This window comes from Vibrio sp. Isolate24, from assembly GCF_022398215.1.
GTDB lineage: Bacteria > Pseudomonadota > Gammaproteobacteria > Enterobacterales > Vibrionaceae > Vibrio > Vibrio coralliilyticus_A.
Genome location: NZ_JAKEUU010000003.1, coordinates 73,899 through 88,739 on the forward strand (window position 1 = coordinate 73,899; position 14,841 = coordinate 88,739).

At 48.2% G+C, this 14,841-nt stretch carries 10 protein-coding genes and 4 tRNA genes; 8 read left to right on the plus strand and 6 right to left on the minus strand.

The genetic code is table 11. The features are described from left to right. Positions 1–37: 37 nt before the first annotated feature. The 4 genes from L1D23_RS13070 to L1D23_RS13085 form a co-directional block, all read right to left on the minus strand. Positions 38–113: transfer RNA gene (locus tag L1D23_RS13070), tRNA-Thr, on the minus strand. Positions 114–126: 13 nt separating this feature from the next. Beyond that, positions 127–201 (minus strand) — tRNA-Gly (locus tag L1D23_RS13075). A 35-nt stretch (positions 202–236) separates the two neighbouring features. Continuing rightward, positions 237–321: transfer RNA gene (locus tag L1D23_RS13080), tRNA-Tyr, on the minus strand. 35 nt (positions 322–356) lie between these two features. Further along, positions 357–432: transfer RNA gene (locus L1D23_RS13085), tRNA-Thr, on the minus strand. Positions 433–639: 207 nt separating this feature from the next. On the opposite strand from L1D23_RS13085, the gene coaA reads away from it, so the two are divergent. Continuing rightward, complete coding sequence (gene coaA, locus L1D23_RS13090) at positions 640–1,563, plus strand: type I pantothenate kinase (RefSeq protein ID WP_239838035.1); 924 nt, start codon at positions 640–642, stop codon at positions 1,561–1,563. Between the two features lie 50 nt (positions 1,564–1,613). Here coaA and L1D23_RS13095 read toward each other — a convergent pair whose 3' ends face one another. Continuing rightward, positions 1,614–5,042 carry a PAS domain-containing hybrid sensor histidine kinase/response regulator gene (locus L1D23_RS13095; protein ID WP_239866922.1) on the minus strand — a complete coding sequence of 1,143 codons (3,429 nt, stop codon included), beginning with the start codon at positions 5,040–5,042 and terminating at the stop codon, positions 1,614–1,616. A gap of 113 nt (positions 5,043–5,155) precedes the next feature. Beyond that, on the minus strand, positions 5,156–6,331 hold the full coding sequence (locus tag L1D23_RS13100) for a 3-phenylpropionate MFS transporter (RefSeq protein WP_239866925.1): 1,176 nt from the start codon (positions 6,329–6,331) through the stop codon (positions 5,156–5,158). Positions 6,332–6,526: 195 nt separating this feature from the next. Here L1D23_RS13100 and L1D23_RS13105 point away from each other — a divergent pair, with 195 nt between their 5' ends. From L1D23_RS13105 to prmA, 7 genes are all read left to right on the plus strand, one after another. Then, on the plus strand, positions 6,527–8,353 hold the full coding sequence (locus L1D23_RS13105; RefSeq protein ID WP_239866928.1) for a DUF294 nucleotidyltransferase-like domain-containing protein: 1,827 nt from the start codon (positions 6,527–6,529) through the stop codon (positions 8,351–8,353). A gap of 2 nt (positions 8,354–8,355) precedes the next feature. After that, complete coding sequence (locus L1D23_RS13110) at positions 8,356–8,988, plus strand: 3'-5' exonuclease (RefSeq protein ID WP_239866930.1); 633 nt, start codon at positions 8,356–8,358, stop codon at positions 8,986–8,988. 200 nt (positions 8,989–9,188) lie between these two features. After that, the gene (gene acs, locus L1D23_RS13115) at positions 9,189–11,141 is read left to right on the plus strand and encodes an acetate--CoA ligase (protein ID WP_239866932.1); all 1,953 of its coding nucleotides are present in this window, start codon (positions 9,189–9,191) and stop codon (positions 11,139–11,141) included. Positions 11,142–11,434: 293 nt separating this feature from the next. After that, a complete protein-coding gene (gene aroQ, locus L1D23_RS13120) occupies positions 11,435–11,884 on the plus strand; it encodes a type II 3-dehydroquinate dehydratase (protein WP_239866934.1) in 450 nt (149 codons plus the stop codon). Positions 11,885–11,964: 80 nt separating this feature from the next. Continuing rightward, on the plus strand, positions 11,965–12,423 hold the full coding sequence (gene accB, locus L1D23_RS13125; protein WP_239866936.1) for an acetyl-CoA carboxylase biotin carboxyl carrier protein: 459 nt from the start codon (positions 11,965–11,967) through the stop codon (positions 12,421–12,423). A 15-nt stretch (positions 12,424–12,438) separates the two neighbouring features. Beyond that, positions 12,439–13,782 carry an acetyl-CoA carboxylase biotin carboxylase subunit gene (accC, locus tag L1D23_RS13130; RefSeq protein ID WP_239838026.1) on the plus strand — a complete coding sequence of 448 codons (1,344 nt, stop codon included), beginning with the start codon at positions 12,439–12,441 and terminating at the stop codon, positions 13,780–13,782. A 137-nt stretch (positions 13,783–13,919) separates the two neighbouring features. Further along, on the plus strand, positions 13,920–14,807 hold the full coding sequence (gene prmA / locus L1D23_RS13135; RefSeq protein ID WP_239866938.1) for a 50S ribosomal protein L11 methyltransferase: 888 nt from the start codon (positions 13,920–13,922) through the stop codon (positions 14,805–14,807). The last annotated feature ends 34 nt before the right edge of the window (positions 14,808–14,841 follow it).

A 14,841-nucleotide genomic window follows, 5' to 3' on the forward strand; every position in this document is an offset into this window, starting at 1 on the left:
TTAAAAGAAAGTATCAAAAGGAAACATTGCTTAGAGCTGGTGCTGATAGGCAGACTCGAACTGCCGACCTCATCCTTACCAAGGATGCGCTCTACCACCTGAGCTATATCAGCACTCAAATTAGAGTGGAGCGGGCAGCGGGAATCGAACCCGCATCATCAGCTTGGAAGGCTGAGGTAATAGCCATTATACGATGCCCGCAACACGTAACTCTGAGAGCTATTTCCTTAAGAATATGGTGGAGGGGGACGGATTCGAACCATCGAAGGCAGTGCCAGCAGATTTACAGTCTGATCCCTTTGGCCACTCGGGAACCCCTCCAAATTTTTCATCCATTCCTCTCATAAAAGGAGAAATGGTGCCGACTACCGGAATCGAACTGGTGACCTACTGATTACAAGTCAGTTGCTCTACCTACTGAGCTAAGTCGGCATAAGTGGTGCGCATTCTATTGAAGGATTATCGACCTTGCAATAGCTAAATTAAAAAAAAACCAGATTTTATCCACTTTCGGTTTGTTTGCTGAAAAATCACACAAAATCATCGACAAAACGGCCTCTTCCTTGCCTTGTCATTTGGCAATTTGCACAGGTTGTTGTATTTTCGCAGCTCTTATCGCGAATCTCAGTTAGGAAGACTATGACGCCATATCTCTCTTTTAACCGTCAACAATGGGCAGAACTACGTAATTCTGTCCCTATGACGCTATCCGAAGAGGATCTTATCGAGCTACAAGGCGTCAATGAAAGCCTGACGATGGAAGAAGCTGTTGAGATCTATCTGCCATTGGCGCGACTTCTCAACTTATATATCGCAGCGAGGCAAAGTCGCAATTCTGTACTGAACAACTTTCTCGGCAATCAAGAAAGTGCGCCACCTTTTATCATTGGTATTGCTGGCAGTGTTGCGGTCGGTAAGAGCACTACGGCTCGCTTATTAAAAGCTTTGCTATCCCGTTGGGAAAACCACCCCAAAGTCGAACTGGTGACGACAGATGGTTTTCTGTACCCGAAAAAAATACTCAATGATCGCGGGATCATGCATCGTAAAGGTTTCCCAGAGTCTTATGACATCAAGCGTTTGGTAGAGTTTGTTTCTGATGTAAAAGCCGGAAAGCCCAACCTCGAAGTTCCGGTCTACTCGCATATTACTTATGACATTACCGATGAGGTAAAGGTCGTTGACCGACCTGATGTGTTGATCATTGAAGGGTTGAATGTACTTCAAAGTGGGATGGACTACCCTCATGATCCCCATCGTGTATTTGTTTCCGATTTCTTAGATTTCTCTTTGTACGTTGATGCAAAAAGCGATGTGATTGAGCAGTGGTACGTAGAACGGTTCTTAAAGTTCCGTTTCGGCGCATTTACCAAACCTGGTTCTTACTTTAGCCACTACACAGAACTCACAGAAAAAGCAGCGATAGAAAAAGCACATTCAATCTGGCAATCCATCAATGGCATTAACCTAACAGCCAATATATTGCCGACCAAAGGGCGTGCTCAGCTGATTTTGAAAAAAGGCCAAGATCACAGAGTAGAAGAAATATTACTCAGAAAATAGCACACTGTAATGGCTCGATGTGAGTTAATGCTGCGAGCCTTTATTCTCAGTTACACCCGATTGAGGACTGCCCTGAGCTTGAGCGGTTTGACTGGTTTAGGAATAAAGCTAAATCCGTTAGATTTAATCCCCTCCATCATGTCGTTGGTTCGATCCGCACTGATGATCACCCCTTTAAAACTATCTCCTAAACGCAGTCGACATTGCTGTAAAACTTCAAGCCCAGTGCGACCATTATCCAAGCGGTAATCAGAGAGAATTACATCAGGCAGCCACTCTTCGTCTAGACACTTCAAACTCGTTACCAAGTCAGTCGCCGTGCGTACATCACATCCCCAGCGCGCCAGCAAGTTTTCCATCCCGACCAAGATTTCCGGCTCATTGTCGACACAGAGTACATTAAGGTGACTAAGATCCGAGACGGCAGCTGAAGGCGCTGCTTGCGGCTGTACCAAAGCTTCATTGCTACGATTGAGCGTAATTGAGAACACGCTACCTTTACCTGGCCAAGATCGCATGGCAATCTGATGACCCAGCACGTGGGCGATGCCTTTCGAAATCGCTAAACCAAGTCCAAGCCCTTGATCCGAACGCACCTGACTACCGCGGGTAAACTCTTCAAAAATTTCCTGCTGTTTGTCTTCATCGATACCGGTGCCGTTATCCCACACTTCAATCCTCGCCTGTTGACCTACCCGCCTTACCCCTAGCACCACCTTGCCTTTGGGATTGTAACGGAAAGCATTGGTCAGGAAGTTCTGCACCACCCTGCGCAGCAGTTTCGGGTCAGATTGAACAATCAGCTGGCTTGGCACCATCTCAAACTCAATCCCCTGCTGTTTTGCCAATGCACTGAATTCAGCGTTTAGATTTGAGAGAACATCATTAATTGCAAAGCCATGCACATTAATATCAAGCTTGCCAGATTCCAACCGAGAGATATCAAGCAAGTCACCGATCAGATCTTCAGCGGCCTCCAAAGCGCTTTCAATATGCTTGGAGAGGCGCTTGGTTTCCTCTTCTTGTGCCACCTCAGACAATGATGAAGCAAATAAGCGTGCGGCATTGAGCGGTTGCATCAGATCATGACTGACCGCCGCAAGAAAGCGCGATTTCGATTGAGATTCATGCTCGGATCGTTGAGTGGCAGAGACCAGCTGTTTGTTGAGTTGCTCCAGCTCTTGAGTCCGCTCATGCACCCGTTCTTCCAAACTTTCGTTAGCGTCTTTCAGTGCCTGCTCTGCATCACGGAACACCGTAATGTCAGTAAAACTCATCACAAAACCACCGCCGGGCATCGGGTTGCCCTGTACTTCAATAACCCGACCATCAGGCCGAACTCGTGAAGAAGTATGACGAGTGCCTTGTTCAAGGTGATAGATACGACGGCGGACATGGTCTTCTGGGTCACCGGGGCCACATAGCCCCTGCTCAGCATTGTGACGAATCACATCCGCGATCGGCCTGCCCACCTGAATCAACCCTTGAGGAAAAACAAACAGCTCCAGATATCGTTGGTTCCATGCCACCAGGCGAAGCTGCTTATCAACCACCGCAATGCCTTGGCCAATATGCTCAATCGCCCCTTGGAGAAGCCCGCGGCTAAAGTCATACAATTCAGAGGCTTCGTCAACAATAGTCGCAACTTCTTCCAGTTGCATGTTGCGCCCTTGCAGGGCAGAGGTCAGGACCAACTTTGCTGAAGAGGCGCCAAAGACGCCAGCCAACACTCGCTCCGTGTGGCGGATTAAACTGGCAGGTGCCTGCTGATTTGGCAACATAGTTTCGTGTTGTTGGACCCAGTATTGCTCAAAGGCGTTTCGAACCCTTTGCCGACCCACGAATCTCGATGCCAGCATTTCTAGTTCTCCCACCGTCACGCGGCTTTGATAGAGGCTGATGTTCTCACTTTCTGGCATTGGCGTACCGACAAAAGACGCCGACTGCAAACGCTCACTCAAACTTGAACGTGTCATTAATGAGACCACTACATAACACAGCGCATTGACCGTCACGCTGAGGACAATTCCCCAGTCAGAACCTTTAATACCAGCTGCCTGCAAAACCTCTGGCGGTGTCACGAGCCACAAAAGGAAGTTACTGTTGGCATCGCCTGCCAGCATATCGGTCTGACTCATTAGGGTAATAAGCCATAAGCCAAAACCAAACGCGAGGCCAACATAGACCCCTTTTCGGTTACCATTTCGCCAGTACATTCCCCCCAGTAGAGCAGGAGCAAACTGTGTAATCGCCGCAAATGAAAGAAAACCAATTGCCGATAGAGAGTGAATATTGCCCAGTGCCTGATAGAAGCCCCATGCACCAAGTAACAGCAATAGAATCAAACCACGTCGAATAACCAGTAATAAGCCTGAAAAGTGGCGGTGGTTTCGCTGAGCAAGCTTCATTCGGCGCAGCAACAGCGGCATCACCAAATCGTTCGACACCATGATGGCTAACGCAATGGTCGAGACAATAACCATGCCGCTAGCGGCAGACGTCCCACCGAGAAAAGCCAGCAAAGCAATATCCTGTGCACCTACGGCCATCGGTAAGCTAATTACATACGTATCAGGGCTCGCACTACTCAGTAGCCCCTGCCCTACCCAAGCAATAGGCAGAACAAAGATCCCCATCAAAACCAGATACACAGGAAATAACCAACGCGCTGTATGCAAGTCCTGCGCGCGCTCGTTTTCCACTACCATGGTATGGAACTGACGCGGCAGACAAACAATCGCCATCATGGTCAGCACAGTATGAATTAATAATGTCGGCAGGTTTGGTGACTGATAGGTGTCAGAGGCAATCGACATCAGTTCGATGTCGCTGCGATTGAGTGCCAGATAGAGGATGAAACACCCAACGGCGAGGAATGCCACCAGCTTGACGAGCGACTCAAATGCGATTGCCATCATCATTCCGCGATGGTGCTCTGTGTTGTCGATGTGGCGCGTACCGAACAACATGGTAAATATCGCCAATGCACCAACCACAAACCAAGATACATCCATGCCCTGAGCGTTAAATGCTTCCGGTAATTCCGGAGAGACGATCTCCAGCCCCATGGTAATGCCACGCAGCTGTAAGGCGATGTAAGGCAAGATCCCCGCAACCGCTATCAATGTAACCACCACAGCCAGGCCTTGAGATTTACCATAGCGAGCAGCGATAAAGTCGGCAATCGATGTGATGTGTTCTCGTTTCGCAGTGATCACCAAACGTGCCAGTACACGCCAACCAAGAGTAAACACCAGTATCGGCGCAATATAAATCGGCAGGAAGGACCACGGATTGTCACTAGCTTGGCCCACCGTGCCGTAGAAAGTCCATGAAGTACAATAGACCGCAATCGACAAACTGTAGATCCAAGGCCGCCAGCGAGCTAGCCAACGATGCTGCTTATCGCCATACCAAGCAATGAAAAAGAGGAGTCCGAGGTACATCAGTGATACGGTGATCACTAGCCAGCCTTGCATCTGATTTCCTTATCGTATTGAAGTCTGCTGCGTTATTTATACAAACAAAAACCTCTCCATATTGGAGAGGTTTCATTTAACTAAGGAAGCGAATTGAACTCAAACAGTTCCGCTTAATTCTGTGCTTTAACGTCGATAACCGAGGCACGTTCACGTTTTGGTTCAACACGAATAAACAGTGCCAGAATGCCCATCACTGCCATCGCCCAAAAAACGTTCGCGCCCCAATTCTCATACCCCCAGCCACTCAAGGCGGTCATCAGAGCGATAAACGCACCGAGCGGAATCGCATTGTACAGTGCTTGAAGGGCGACCATTTTTCTTGGCTCCGAATGCTGGATGTATTGAATAGCAGCAATGTGTGCGACGGCAAACGTCACACCATGGAGTAATTGGATTAAGACAAGCCCTATCAGTACCGTTGTCGAAGCGGTCAACCCCCAGCGAACCGCGACACCAATCGCAGCAACTAAGAACAGTGCACGTAACGACCAACCGGCAAACAGGCGTTTACTTAAGGCGAAAACTGCCACTTCCGCCACCACGCCTAAGCTCCATAAATAGCCGATTATATCTTCAGAATGCCCGGCTTCTTTCCAGTATATTGAGCTAAAACTATAGTAAGCGGCATGACTGCCCTGAATCAAAGCAGCCAGAGCGAGGAACTTCAAGACGGAAGGCTCCTTTAGTAGCTCGGTGAGTTTCGGTCTTTCTGCCTGCTCTTCTTCCGTCGTGACAGGCATCGGATTGGTGTTACGCATCCCGACCAAAATGGCAAAAAATACCCCCGCTAGCGCGGTATACAAAATCATATCAGTGCCGAATTTGGCCACCAGATAGCCGACCACAGTCGAACCTGCAATAAAGGCCACAGATCCCCACAGTCGAGCACGCCCATAGTCGAGCATCTTAAGCCGCGCATAGTAGTTCGCCATCGCGTCAGAGAGCGGCACAATCGGCCCGCAGCAAAGGTTAAACAGCACAGTGGCACCCGCCATCAACCAAAAGCTACCACCGGTAAAGAAGTGAAAACCGATAAAAATTAGGGCTGCAATGCTCAACCAGCGCAGCGCGGGCATCAGGTGCTCAACTTTATGGATACGTGGCGTTAGTACCATATTGGCGACACAGCGAGTCGCAAAACCAATGCCGACTAATAAGCCGATATCCGTGGCGGAAACGCCCTGTTCCTCAAACCACAACGCCCAGAATGGCAAATAGACACCATAGGCAAAAAAGAATCCGACAAAGTATTGAGATATCCAGCCGTAGGGAGACGGATTGAGCATTATGACCTCTGAATGCGATATGAGAGCGGATGCCGCATTATCTCTGCTTACTTGCTGAATAAAAAGGGAAGATTACTCACCAATCTGTTTCCGCACAGCCATCCTAAATTAGAGTAATTCGACCAAAGTCGTCTGGCACTTAAAAGGAAACTTGTCACACTTAAAGCATGGTTTCTTTTCTCACACGGGTCCGGTATGCCAGATAAATTCAACATGCACTCTCCACCGTTCGATCGCCTCGACGAACGGCAGCAGAACAAGCTACGGGCCTCGTTGGATGTTGCATACTACCGAGATAAAGAAGTGTTGCTGACAACCGATGGGGACAGCCAGCACCTGCATATTCTGATTAAAGGCGCTGTTGAGGAGCGCAGTGCTAATGGAGAGGAAGTCTTCGCCCATTACGCCAATGATGACTTATTTGATGTACGCGCGCTGTTTGAAGGTAAAGTCCGCCATCACTACGTTGCGCTGGAAGATACGCTCACCTATCTGCTACCTAAAGCGGTCTTTCTTGAGCTATACAACGAAAATGGCCAGTTTGCGGCCTATTTCGATAACAATCTCGCCAAACGACAGCAATTGATTGAAGCCGCCCAACAACAACAGAATCTGGCCGAGTTTATTCTCACTAAAGTTGACCGCGATATCTATCACCCTCCGATGATTCTTAGCCCTGAGCAGCCACTTAATGAGGTCACTCAGGTATTAAAGCAGAATGGAATTGATGCCGCTTTAGTCAGGCTTCATGACGACGACCCACGCTTGACCAACAATCCAAATCAGCTGCCTTTCGCTATCGTCACCCGAACCAACATGCTGCATGCCGTAATGCTTGACGGTCATCCGCTGGATACTCAGGTCAGCGCGATTGCAACCTTTCCGGTGGTTCATGTCGACGATGGCGATTTTCTATTTAACGCGATGATAAAGATGACCCGTCAGCGTATGAAGCGGGTCATGGTGGCGGACGGTAAAGAAGCGGTCGGTATGCTGGATATGACCCAGATTCTCAGTGCCTTTTCTACCCATTCTCATGTATTAACCTTGAGCATAGCCCGCGCATCCAGCATCGAAGAACTGGCATTGGCATCCAATCGCCAACGTCAGTTAGTCGATAGCCTGCTAGGAAACGGCATTCGTACCCGTTTTATCATGGAGCTGATTTCTGCGGTCAACGAGCAAATTATCGAAAAAGCGTTTGAACTGATTGTTCCTCCTGCCCTTCACGATCATTGCTGTCTGATCGTTTTAGGCTCAGAAGGACGTGGGGAACAGATCTTAAAAACCGACCAAGACAATGCATTGATTATCAGAGACGGATTGGACTGGCCTCAGTGCGACACAGTTATGGCTCAACTGACCCACACTTTACAACAACTAGGCTACCCACTTTGCCCAGGTAATGTGATGGTCAACAACCCGAAATGGGTGAAAAGTCAGTGTGACTGGCAGACAACATTAACACGTTGGTCTAAGCCTTCTTCTGCTGAGCACGTGATGGATCTGGCCATTTTCACCGATGCTCACGCTGTCGCTGGCAACAAGACGTTACTCACTCCTGTGCGACAACACCTCAAAGGGCTGATGCTGAATAACATGCTGGCGCTACAGGACTTCACTCGACCCGCGTTGCAGTTCTCTCTGCCACTGACTCTGTTTGGCAACGTCAAATCGGACAAACAAGGAGTCGATCTGAAAAGTGGCGGTATTTTCCCAATCGTTCACGGGATTCGCACCCTAGCGCTGGAATATGGCTTAGAAGAAAACAACACCTTTGACCGGATTGAAGCATTGCGTAACAAACGCATCTTAGAGCCGGAAACCGCGGATAACCTCAATGAAGCTTTGAAGCTGTTCTTCAAACTCCGCCTTAGCCAACAGGTCGCGAATCAACATAGCCACAACCGCATCAACCTCAAACTGCTTGAACGCACGGAACGTGACTTACTGCGCCACAGCCTGCATGTGGTCAAAAAATTCAAACAGTTCCTTAGCTACCACTATCAAATTCGGGACTAATAATGAACTGGATTCAGCGCCGCTACTGGTATCACAAATTGAAGGGCTCTCCTTATCAGCCCATGTTTGCCTCAGTCCAAAAGGGTGAGTATGTTTCGCTCGATTGTGAAACCACCAGCTTAGATCCAATGCGCGCCGAATTGGTCACCATAGCAGCGACCAAAATCATCGACAACCGCATCATCACCAGCCAACCTTTCGAAGTGAGATTAAGAGCTCCCCAATCGCTGGATTCTAATTCGGTCAAGATCCATCAGATTCGCCATTCAGATCTGGCCGATGGTATTGATGAAAAACAGGCACTGACCCAGTTACTGGCTTTTGTCGGCAACCGACCACTGGTGGGATACCACATTCGCTATGATAAGAAGATCCTAGACTTAGCTTGCAAACGTCAACTAGGGTTCCCTCTTCCCAACCCTTTGATTGAGGTCAGTCAGATTTACCACGACAAACTGGAGAAACACTTACCTAACGCCTATTTCGATCTGAGTCTAGAAGCCATTTGCAAGCATCTCGATTTACCGATGCAGAGTAAGCACGACGCTTTGCAAGACGCTATATCTGCTGCTTTAGTGTTTGTTCGCCTCACTAAGGGAGATCTACCCAGTTTGAATTTCCCCTACACTCGCTAATCATTCCGTCGATCCAAATCGCAAAATCAAACATAACAGCGTCATTAATAAGCAGAATCCGCTCTCTCATCCTAAAGTCTAATTGTCGAATCAAGCTAGGTGCTAGAAAGTGATAGATATAGGGATTTTCGACAAACGTGAAAACGTTTTAAACGAGCACTTGCTTGATTCGAGCAGAATTAAGCTCAAGGAGAGAAACAATGAGTGAAGCCCATATTTATCCGGTAAAGGACAATATCAAAACAAATACCCATGCGGATAATGACACCTACCTCGCCATGTACCAACAGTCTGTCTCTGACCCAGAAGGATTCTGGAGTGAGCACGGTAAGATTGTTGATTGGATCAAACCCTTCACCAAAGTAAAAAACACGTCATTTGACACAGGCCATGTCGATATTCGCTGGTTTGAAGATGGTACGCTCAACGTCTCTGCCAACTGTATTGACCGCCACCTAGCTGAGCGCGGTGACGATGTAGCAATCATCTGGGAAGGTGATGACCCAGCAGACGATAAAACACTGACATTCAACGAACTGCACAAAGAAGTGTGCCGTTTCTCTAACGCTCTAAAAGAGCAAGGTGTACGTAAAGGCGACGTCGTGTGTCTTTACATGCCAATGGTACCTGAAGCGGCTGTTGCTATGCTAGCTTGTACTCGTATCGGTGCAGTCCACACGGTTGTTTTCGGTGGTTTCTCTCCAGAAGCACTATCGGGACGTATCATTGACTCAGACGCCAAAGTCGTTGTCACAGCCGATGAAGGCGTGCGCGGTGGTCGAGCGGTTCCGCTGAAAAAGAACGTCGATGAAGCATTGACCAACCCAGAAGTGAAAACGATCGATAAAGTACTAGTGCTGAAGCGCACTGGTGGTGATATTGACTGGCATGAGCATCGTGATGTTTGGTGGCATGAAGCAACGTCATCTGTTTCAGATGATTGCCCACCAGAAGAGATGAAAGCGGAAGATCCACTTTTCATCCTCTACACATCAGGTTCAACCGGTAAACCTAAAGGTGTCCTTCACACCACAGGCGGTTACCTAGTTTACGCCACCATGACTTTCAAATATGTCTTCGACTATCAACCAGGTGAAACCTTCTGGTGTACCGCTGACGTAGGTTGGATAACCGGCCACACTTACCTTATCTACGGCCCTCTAGCTAATGGTGCAAAAACCATTCTGTTCGAAGGGGTACCAAACTACCCGAACACCAACCGTATGAGTGAAGTCGTTGATAAGCACCAAGTCAATATTCTTTACACTGCGCCAACCGCGATTCGCGCGTTGATGGCAAAAGGCAATGAAGCGGTAGATGGCACTACTCGTGACAGCCTACGCATCATGGGCTCTGTGGGTGAGCCGATTAACCCAGAAGCGTGGGAGTGGTACTACAAGACGATTGGTAATGAGAAATCTCCGATTGTCGATACTTGGTGGCAAACCGAAACCGGTGGCATCCTCATCACTCCACTACCAGGCGCTACGGCACTAAAACCTGGCTCGGCCACTCGTCCATTCTTTGGCGTACAACCTGCGTTAGTCGATAACATGGGTCACATCATTGAAGAGACCGCAGCTGAAGGTAACTTAGTTATCCTTGATTCATGGCCAGGCCAAATGCGTACCGTTTACGGCGACCATGAGCGCTTTGAGCAAACGTACTTCTCTACGTTCAAAGGCATGTACTTCACCAGTGATGGTGCTCGTCGTGACGAAGATGGCTACTACTGGATCACAGGCCGTGTTGATGACGTACTCAACGTCTCCGGTCACCGTATGGGGACCGCAGAAATTGAATCGGCTTTGGTTGCCCACGATAAGATTGCAGAAGCAGCAATTGTCGGCATCCCACATGACATCAAAGGTCAAGCCATTTACGCTTACGTTACACTTAATGATGGTGAGTTCCCATCAGCAGAGCTGCACAAAGAAGTGAAGGACTGGGTACGTAAAGAAATTGGACCAATCGCTACGCCGGACGTGCTGCACTGGACTGACTCACTGCCGAAAACTCGCTCCGGTAAAATCATGCGTCGTATCCTACGCAAGATAGCCACTGGTGATACCAGCAACTTAGGTGACACCTCAACACTGGCTGATCCAAGCGTTGTTGATAAGTTAATCGCCGAAAAAGCAGAACTTGCGTAGAAATAATAAAATAAGACTAAGCCGTCACATTTGTGGCGGCTTTTTTATTGGTTGGAACATATCTAGCGACCTAAAGTCCAAGGTAAAGCGGTCAAATTTGTTACCTTAGTAGCAGTTTTTTGTCTTCACCACAGGAGATTAGACCAGTAAATTGCTGCTAAATGTACTGAATTAGCTATAATCTGGGTCTATTTTAAAGATCTAGCGTAAATTTTTACAATATAATTACGCTGAGTCAGCAATATCATGGGAAGATTCCATTTCATATCATGAAGTAGGAAGATGGCAGCACAATGACAGCTAAATCACGCATTCTTGTCTTAAATGGTCCAAATTTAAACCTGTTAGGTCTACGCGAGCCGGGTCATTATGGTTCTCAGACCTTACCACAGATTATCGACACTTTGACTGAGCAAGCCCACAAAGCTGGCGTTGAGCTAGAGCATCTGCAATCAAATCGCGAATATGAATTGATTGAGAAGATCCACGAATCCTTTGGACAAGTTGACTTCATCATCATCAATCCAGCTGCATTTACCCACACCAGTGTTGCGCTGCGGGATGCCCTACTCGGCGTCTCAATCCCATTTATTGAAGTACATTTATCTAACGTGCACGCACGCGAGTCTTTCCGCCATCACTCTTATCTATCTGATAAGGCGCAAGGTGTGATTTGCGGTCTAGGTGCACAAGGTTACGAATTCGCTTTGTCTGCTGCCGTAAACACATTGCAGGCACAGTAGCTTATTACTATCACAGTAAATGAACACACTCTGCAGCTCACTAGAGCTGTCTTATTCACAAGATAAAAGAGAAAGAAAAGATGGATATCCGTAAAATCAAAAAGCTTATCGAGTTAGTTGAAGAATCTGGCATTGCTGAGCTAGAAATCTCTGAAGGTGAAGAGTCGGTACGAATCAGCCGTAACGGTTCAGCGGCACCAGCTCCAATTCAATATGCACCAGCACCAGTTGCAGCGGCACCAGCAGCTCCTGCGGCGGCACCGGCAGCAGCACCTGCTCCAGCGGCAGAAGCAGCAGTACCAGCGGGTCATCAAGTTCTTTCTCCAATGGTCGGTACTTTCTACCGTGCTCCAAGCCCAGACGCGAAAGCATTCATCGAAGTAGGTCAATCAGTAACAGCTGGCGAAACTCTATGTATCGTTGAAGCAATGAAGATGATGAACCAAATCGAAGCAGACAAATCTGGTGTAGTTACTGCAATCCTAGTTGACGATGGTCAGCCAGTTGAATTCGACCAACCACTTGTTGTTATCGAATAATAGAGGCTGTCTCTTATGTTAGATAAATTAGTCATCGCGAACCGAGGCGAAATTGCGCTTCGTATTCTTCGCGCATGTAAAGAATTAGGCATCAAAACCGTTGCCGTACACTCAACAGCAGACCGTGATTTGAAACACGTACTTCTTGCTGATGAAGCAATCTGTATCGGTCCAGCTCGCGGTATCGATAGCTACCTAAACATTCCACGCATTATTTCAGCAGCAGAAGTAACAGGTGCAGTCGCTATCCACCCAGGTTACGGATTTCTATCTGAGAACGCTGACTTTGCTGAGCAAGTTGAGCGTAGCGGCTTTATTTTTGTCGGTCCAAAGGCAGAAACCATTCGCATCATGGGTGACAAAGTATCCGCCATCACTGCGATGAAAAAAGCAGGTGTGCCTTGTGTACCGGGCTCTGATGGCCCACTTGACAATGATGAAGTGAAAAACAAAGCTCACGCGAAGCGTATTGGCTACCCAGTCATTATCAAAGCCTCTGGTGGTGGTGGTGGTCGTGGTATGCGCGTGGTTCGCTCTGAAGCTGAGCTGGTAGAAGCTATCGCTATGACCCGTGCTGAAGCAAAAGCAGCGTTCAACAACGACATGGTTTACATGGAGAAATTCCTAGAAAACCCACGTCACGTTGAAGTACAGGTGATTGCTGATGGTCAAGGCGGTGCTATCCACCTAGGTGAACGTGACTGTTCTATGCAGCGTCGTCACCAGAAAGTGGTTGAAGAAGCGCCTGCTCCGGGTATCACAGCAGAAATGCGTAAGTACATTGGTGAACGTTGTACGCGTGCTTGTTTGGAAATCGGTTACCGTGGTGCAGGTACTTTCGAGTTCCTTTACGAGAACGGCGAATTCTACTTCATCGAAATGAACACACGTATTCAGGTAGAGCACCCAGTAACAGAAATGGTGACGGGCGTTGACCTAATCAAAGAGCAGCTTCGTGTTGCAGCAGGGCAGCCTTTGTCATTCACTCAGGATGACATCAAGATCCGCGGCCATGCGATTGAGTGTCGTATCAACGCAGAAGACCCTGAGCGTTTCCTACCTTCACCAGGTAAGATTGAGCGCTTCCACGCACCAGGCGGTATGGGTGTTCGTTGGGAGTCGCACATCTACACGGGCTACACAGTGCCACCGCACTATGACTCAATGGTCGGTAAGCTGATCACATTCGGTGAAAACCGTGATGTTGCCATTGCTCGCATGAAGAACGCACTCGGTGAGATGATCATCGAAGGCATCAAGACCAACGTTCCGCTGCAAGAAAGCATCATGAACGACGAAAACTTCCAACATGGTGGTGCGAACATCCACTACCTAGAGAAGAAACTCGGTCTGCAGTAATTCGATTACTGACACGATACAAATGCTCACTTCGGTGAGCATTTTTGTTTTCAGTGCAGTCTGGGCTCAAATACTCTCCCGAGTTCTGCTACACTCTGCGCAAATTTAAATCTAACTATCTAGACGAGCACATACCCATGCCTTGGATTCAAATCAAACTCAATGCGACCAACGACAACGCTGAGCAAATCGGCGACATGCTAATGGAAGAAACAGGAGCACTGTCTGTAACCTTCTTAGACGCGCAGGATACGCCAGTATTTGAACCATTGCCGGGGGAAACTCGTTTATGGGGTGATACCGATATTCTCGCTTTGTACGATGCTGAAGCAGATACCCAGTTTATTATTGAACAGACCAAAAACAGTAACTTGCTACCAGAAGGCTTTGCTTACAAAGTGGAGCAGTTGGAAGACAAAGACTGGGAACGAGAGTGGATGGACAACTTCCACCCAATGAAGTTTGGTGAGCGTTTATGGATCTGCCCAAGCTGGCGAGATGTCCCAGAGCCGGATGCGGTCAACGTGATGTTAGACCCTGGTCTCGCATTTGGTACTGGCACTCATCCAACTACTGCGCTGTGCCTGGAGTGGCTGGAAGGGCTAGACCTATCGGGTAAAACCGTGATCGATTTTGGTTGTGGCTCTGGCATCTTAGCGATCGCTGCGATCAAGCTTGGTGCTGAAAAGGTCATCGGGATCGATATTGATCCTCAGGCTCTCATCGCTTCAAAAGACAACGCCGAACGCAATGGCGTTGCCGATAAGCTCGAAGTTTTCCTACCACAAGATCAACCAGAGGGCCTGATCGCTGACGTCGTCGTCGCGAACATCCTTGCTGGTCCACTTCGTGAGTTGTCGCCGATTATCAAGTCTCTAGTCAAACCGAACGGCCAGTTGGCAATGTCTGGCGTGCTGGATACACAAGCAGAAGATGTGGCTAACTATTACCGTGATGAGCTTCACATTGATCCTATCAAGGAACAAAGTGAGTGGTGTCGAATCTCGGGCTGCAAGCAAGGCTAGACAAGACTTTCAGGGCTAATTGTTTGAAATTCAT